The organism is Actinomadura bangladeshensis (genome assembly GCF_004348335.1).
Taxonomy (GTDB): domain Bacteria; phylum Actinomycetota; class Actinomycetes; order Streptosporangiales; family Streptosporangiaceae; genus Spirillospora; species Spirillospora bangladeshensis.
Window position 1 is genome coordinate 1 of sequence record NZ_SMJW01000365.1, and the last position, 5971, is coordinate 5971.

The 5971-nt window shown below is 70.1% G+C and carries 2 protein-coding genes; one reads left to right on the forward strand and one right to left on the reverse strand.

The window, feature by feature from the left end:
- Window positions 1-257: 257 nt before the first annotated feature.
- Window positions 258-5099, forward strand: a complete 4842-nt coding sequence (locus E1284_RS37605; protein WP_131944917.1) for an NAD-glutamate dehydrogenase — start codon at window positions 258-260, stop codon at window positions 5097-5099.
- A 47-nt stretch (window positions 5100-5146) separates the two neighbouring features.
- Here the strand turns inward: E1284_RS37605 and E1284_RS42150 are convergent.
- The coding region (locus E1284_RS42150) for a DUF8094 domain-containing protein (protein WP_165965582.1) at window positions 5147-5971 on the reverse strand (825 nt) is incomplete at its 5' end.

Consider the following 5971-nt stretch of genomic DNA (forward strand, 5'->3'; position numbering starts at 1 on the left):
CGCCCGACCCGTCGGGCCCGCCCGGCACTCCGGGGCCGGGCGACGCCCAGGCGAACGGCACCTGACGTCCCCGTTCTGATACCACGGCATGGGAACCGGCGCGGCGGCCGGGCTGCCTGGCAGGGTGGGCTCGCAGGGTGGCGCAGGCCACGTTGAGCTTGCTGCATAGCAGGTCGGCTTTGAGGTGATTCCTGGCTACGCTCATGCAGTGAGCGGCGCCACAACGAGGTGGCGAAGGGTCTCAAGGGGAGTTGTTGATGAGCGGCATGCTCGATCAAGCGAAGGACGACCTGCTCCGGCGGGCCGCTGAGACGTGCGGGCAGCGCCCGGGGGCGCGCGGCGGGGACGCGGCGGAGGTCGTCGATTACCTTCGCCTCTACTACCGGCAGGTCGCCCACGAGGACCTGCTGGCGCGCGACCCGGCCGACATCGGCGGCCCGGCGATGGCGCACCGGGCCCTCGGCGAGGAGCGCCCGCAGGGACGCGCGAAGGTGCGCGTCTTCACGCCGACGCTGGAGGAGTGCGGCTGGGACTCCGGCCACACCGTCGTCCAGGTCGTCACCGACGACATGCCGTTCCTGGTCGACTCGGTGACGATGGAGCTGACCCGGCACCAGCTGACCACGCACCTGATCGTCCATCCGCTGCTCGGCGTGGACCGCGACGTCGCCGGCCACCTGAGGGCGTTCCGCCACAAGCTGGACAGCGACACCGACGTCGACGAGTCCTGGATCCACATCGAGGTGGACCGCACCAGCGACCGCGCCGTCCTGGACGCGCTGGAGAGCGACCTGCTCCGCGTCCTGCAGGACGTCCGGGTCGCCTTCGAGGACGAGGCCAAGATGCGCGCCCGCGCCGGCGAGATCGCCGCCGCGATCCAGGAGAGGCGCCCCCCGCTGCCGGACAAGGAGCTCGCCGAGGGCGTCGAGCTGCTCGACTGGCTGCGCGACGGGCACTTCACCTTCCTCGGCTACCGCGACTACACGCTGACCGGCGACGGCACGGCGCTGCGTCCCGAGCCGGGCACGGGCCTCGGCATCCTGCGCAGCGACAAGCGCGAGTCCGACAGCTTCGCGGCGCTGCCGCCCGAGGTCCGCGAGCGGGCGACGGAGAAGCACCTGCTGGTGCTGACAAAGGCGAACTCGCGCTCCACCGTCCACCGGCCCCTGTACCTCGACTACATCGGGGTGAAGAAGTTCGACGACGCCGGCGAGGTCGTCGGCGAGCGCCGCTTCCTCGGCCTGTTCACGCACGTCGCCTACAGCGAGTCGATCGCGCACGTGCCCGTCCTGAAGCGCAAGCTGGACGAGGTGCTGGAGCTCGCCGGGTTCACCCGCGACAGCTACGACGGACAGGATCTCGTCGAGGTGCTGGAGAGCTACCCGCGCGACGAGCTGTTCCAGATCTCCGTCGACGACCTGCTGAAGATCTCGCTCGGCGTGCTGCGGCTGCGCGAGCGCCGCCAGCTGAAGCTGTTCCTCCGCAAGGACCTGTACGGCCGCTTCATGTCGTGCATGGTGTACCTGCCGCGCGACCGCTACACCACCAAGGTCCGGCTCCGCATCCAGGACCTGCTGAAGCAGGCGTTCGAGGGCGTCAGCGTCGACTACAGCGCGAACGTGACCGAGTCGCTGCTGGCGCGGCTGCACGTCGTCGTCCGCGGCGAGCGCGGCCGCCCGCTGCCGGACGTCGACGTCGCCGAGCTGGAGGAGCGGCTCGCCAACGCCACCCGCTCCTGGGAGGACGACCTCGCCGACGCGGTCGTCGAGCAGTGCGGCGAGGAACGTTCCGGGACGCTCGGCCGCGCGTTCGGGGAGGCGTTCCCCGAGGGCTACAAGGCCGACTTCCCGGCCCGCACGGCCGTCGCCGACCTGCGCCGCCTCGACGAGCTCACCGGGGACGGCGACACCTCCATCAACCTGTACGAGCCGTTCAGCGCCGAGCCGGGCGAGCGGCGGCTGAAGATCTACCGGCTGGGCGAGCCGATCTCGCTGTCCCGGGTGCTGCCGCTGCTGCAGAACATGGGCGTCGAGGTGGTGGACGAGCGCCCGTACGAGATCCGCACCTCCGACGGCCGCCGGTTCTGGATCTACGACCTCGGGCTCCGGTACGTCCCGCCGGCGGACGTCCCCGAGGAGGCCATCAAGGACCTCTTCCAGGACGCCTTCATGGCGCTGTGGCGCGGGGAGATCGAGAACGACGGGTTCAACGCGCTCGTCCTGCACGTCGGGCTGAACTGGCGCGAGGCGATGATCCTGCGCGCCTACGCCATGTACCTGCGGCAGACCGGCATGGCGTTCTCCAAGCGGTACGTGGAGCAGGTCCTGCTGCGCAACGCCTCCATCACCCGGCTGATCGTCCGGCTGTGGGAGAGCCGCCTCGACCCGTCCCTGCAGGGCGGCGAGGAGGAGCGCAGCCTCGGCATCACCGAGGAGCTCCAGGGCAAGCTCGACGAGGTCGCCAGCCTCGACGAGGACCGCATCCTCCGCGCCTACCTCGCGCTCGTCCAGGCGACGCTGCGCACGAACCACTACCAGGGCAAGCCGTACCTGGCGATGAAGTTCGACCCGGCGCTCATCCCCGACCTGCCGCAGCCGAAGCCGATGTACGAGATCTTCGTGTACTCGCCGAAGGTCGAGGGCGTGCACCTGCGCTTCGGGTCGGTGGCGCGCGGCGGGCTCCGCTGGTCGGACCGGCGCGAGGACTTCCGCACCGAGATCCTCGGCCTGGTCAAGGCGCAGGCGGTGAAGAACACCGTCATCGTCCCGGCGGGCGCGAAGGGCGGCTTCGTCGGCAAGCAGCTCCCCGACCCGTCCGTCGACCGGGAGGCGTGGCAGAAGGCCGGGATCGCCTGCTACAAGGACTTCATCTCCGGCCTGCTCGACCTCACCGACAACCTCGTGGACGGCAAGGTCGTCCCGCCGCCCAACGTCGTCCGCCACGACGGCGACGACACCTACATGGTCGTCGCGGCCGACAAGGGCACCGCGACGTTCTCCGACATCGCCAACGGCGTCGCCGCCGAGTACGGGTTCTGGCTCGGCGACGCGTTCGCGTCCGGCGGGTCCGTCGGCTACGACCACAAGGCGATGGGCATCACCGCCCGCGGCGCCTGGGAGTCGGTCAAGTACCACTTCCGGGCGCTAGGCAAGGACGTCCAGCGGGAGGACTTCACCGCCGTCGGCATCGGCGACATGTCCGGGGACGTGTTCGGCAACGGCATGCTGCTGTCGGAGCACACCCGGCTCGTCGCCGCGTTCGACCACCGGCACATCTTCATCGACCCCGACCCGGACGCGGCCGCGTCGTTCGCCGAGCGGCGCCGCCTGTTCGAGCTGCCGCGCAGCAGCTGGGCCGACTACGACACCGCGCTGATCTCCAAGGGCGGCGGGATCTTCCCCCGCACCGCCAAGTCGATCCAGGTCACCCCGCAGATCCGGGCCGCGCTCGGCATCGAGGACGGGGCGAAGGCGCTCACCCCGTACGAGCTGATCAGGGCCGTCCTCAAGGCGCCCGTCGACCTGCTGTGGAACGGCGGTATCGGCACCTACATCAAGTCGTCCATCGAGAACAACGCCGAGGTCGGCGACAAGGCCAACGACCCCGTCCGGGTGGACGGCGCCGAGCTGCGCTGCAAGGTCGTCGGCGAGGGCGGCAACCTCGGCGTGACCCAGCTCGGCCGGATCGAGTTCGCGCGCGGCGGCGGCATCATCAACACCGACTTCATCGACAACTCCGCCGGCGTCGACACCTCCGACCACGAGGTCAACATCAAGATCCTGCTCGACCAGGTCGTCCGGGACGGCGAGCTGACCGGCAAGCAGCGCGAGGGCCTGCTCTACGAGATGACCGACGAGGTCGGTCGGCTCGTCCTGCGCGACAACTACGCGCAGAACGTGGTGCTCGCCGCGTCCCGCGCGCAGGCGCCCTCGATGCTGCACGTCCACGCCCGGTACATGCGCAAGCTGGAGCGCGACGGCCGGCTCAGCCGGCACCTGGAGTTCCTGCCGGACGACAAGGCGCTCGCGGAGCGGCGGCAGTCGGGGCTCGGGCTGACCGGCCCGGAGTTCTCCGTCCTGCTCGCCTACGCCAAGCTCGCGCTGGACGCCGAGATCGTCGCCGCCGACCTTCCCGACGACCCCTACCTGGAGTCGTGGCTGGTCGACTACTTCCCGACACCGCTGCGCGAGCGGTTCCGCACCTACATGGACCGGCACCCGCTGCGCCGCGAGATCATCACGACGGCCGTGGTGAACGACGTGGTCAACGCGAGCGGCTCCACGTTCGTGTTCCGGATGAACGAGGAGACGGGCGCGTCGGCGTCCGACATCTCCCGCGCCTACCTCGTCGCCCGCGACGTCTTCCAGATGCCGCACTTCTGGTCCGCGGTGGAGGGACTCTCCCACCAGGTCGAGGAGTCGACGCAGATCGCGATGCTGCTGGAGGCGCGCAAGCTGACCGAGCGCGCCGCCCGCTGGCTGCTGCACAACCGGCGGCCGCCGTTCGACATAAGGGAGAGCATCGACTTCTTCAGCGGCGGCGCCGCGACCCTCGGCGCACACGTGTCGAAGCTGCTCGTCGGCCTCGACCTGGCCGCGTTCGAGCAGCGCCGCGACGGCTTCGCCGAACTCGGCGTGCCGGACGAGCTGGCCGAGCAGTGCGCCGCGTTCGTCCCGGCCTACTCCACGTTCGACCTGGTCGGCGTCGCGCACGACACGGGCCGCCCGGTGGAGGAGGTCGCCGAGGTCTACTTCGACCTGGCGGACCGCCTCCAGCTGTCCCGCCTGCGGGAGCGCATCATCGCGCTGCCCCGCGACGACAAGTGGCGCACGCTGGCCCGCTCCGCGCTCCGCGACGACCTGTACGCGGCGCACGCGGCCCTCACCCGGGACGTCCTGATCACCAGCGAGCCCGGCGGCCGCCCCGAGGAGCGCCTGATCTTCTGGTCGGAGAAGAACAAGCCGGCCGTCCAGCGCGCCCAGCAGACGCTGAGCGAGATCTGGGAGAGCGACAGCTTCGACCTGGCCACTCTCTCGGTGGCGCTGGGCGCGATCCGCACCCTGGTCACGGCCAGCTCCCTGCCGAGCAGCGAAGCGTAAGAGACCACCGGCGCCCGCCCCACCCCGGGGCGGGCGCCGCACGCTTCTCAGCCCGCGGACGCCAGCGAAACCGACTCGCCCAGCACACGGGCTTTACCCGCAGACGGCGCGTACCCGATGGCGAGCCACTGCCAGGACACCCGAAGTGTCTTCCCCGGCTCGTCGCGGTCCTTCTCCAGATAGTCGCCGACCTCCGCAGGAAGGGTGGCTTCCGCGCCGTCGGTGAGCGTCTGCTCCTGCCTCAACCCGTACCAGACGAGCGACCCGCCGTCCTGAGTGCGCAGGGCATAGGACGTACCGGGACCAGGGGTGAACGTCGCAGGCCCGGCAGTCCAGTCACCGACCTTTTTCGTCCTGGCATCCCGCGAGTAGGCGTCAGGCACCACGGCGCTCTCGTCACCGTCCGCAAGGTATCTCGCATGCGCTGTCGGCAGCCCGCGATCGGGTGCCGGAATCGCGTAGCCCTCCCGGTCGTACGCGAGCTGCGGCGGCTTCCCCTGAAATGTCAACCAGTGCGCCGCGCGCCAATCATCGCCCTTCTTCGCCTTCACAAAAACGCCGAGAACCTGCTGATCATCACCACTCGACCGCTCCAGCGCCGCAACCCCGAACCACTTGGGGAACCCGTCCAGGCGCGGCACGTAGAACACCGGATTCGATAACGAGATCTCCGCGGACGCTGACAACTTCCCGTAGGTACGCACGCGCGCACTGACAGGAGCCTCCAGCGCCCCCATCACCGCCTTGCGCCACAGCCCCGCATCACCCGATGTGATGGCCTCGTTGTGCCGCTCCGTCCACTCCCTGAGCACCTTGACCGACTCGTCAGCCGTAATCGCAGGCGCACCACCAGGCTTTTCCGCCCCACCCCC

Coding starts and splice junctions, on each gene's coding strand:
- E1284_RS37605 (WP_131944917.1), top strand. CDS start 258: ATGAGCGGCATGCTCGATCAAGCGAAGGACGACCTGCTCCGGCGGGCC.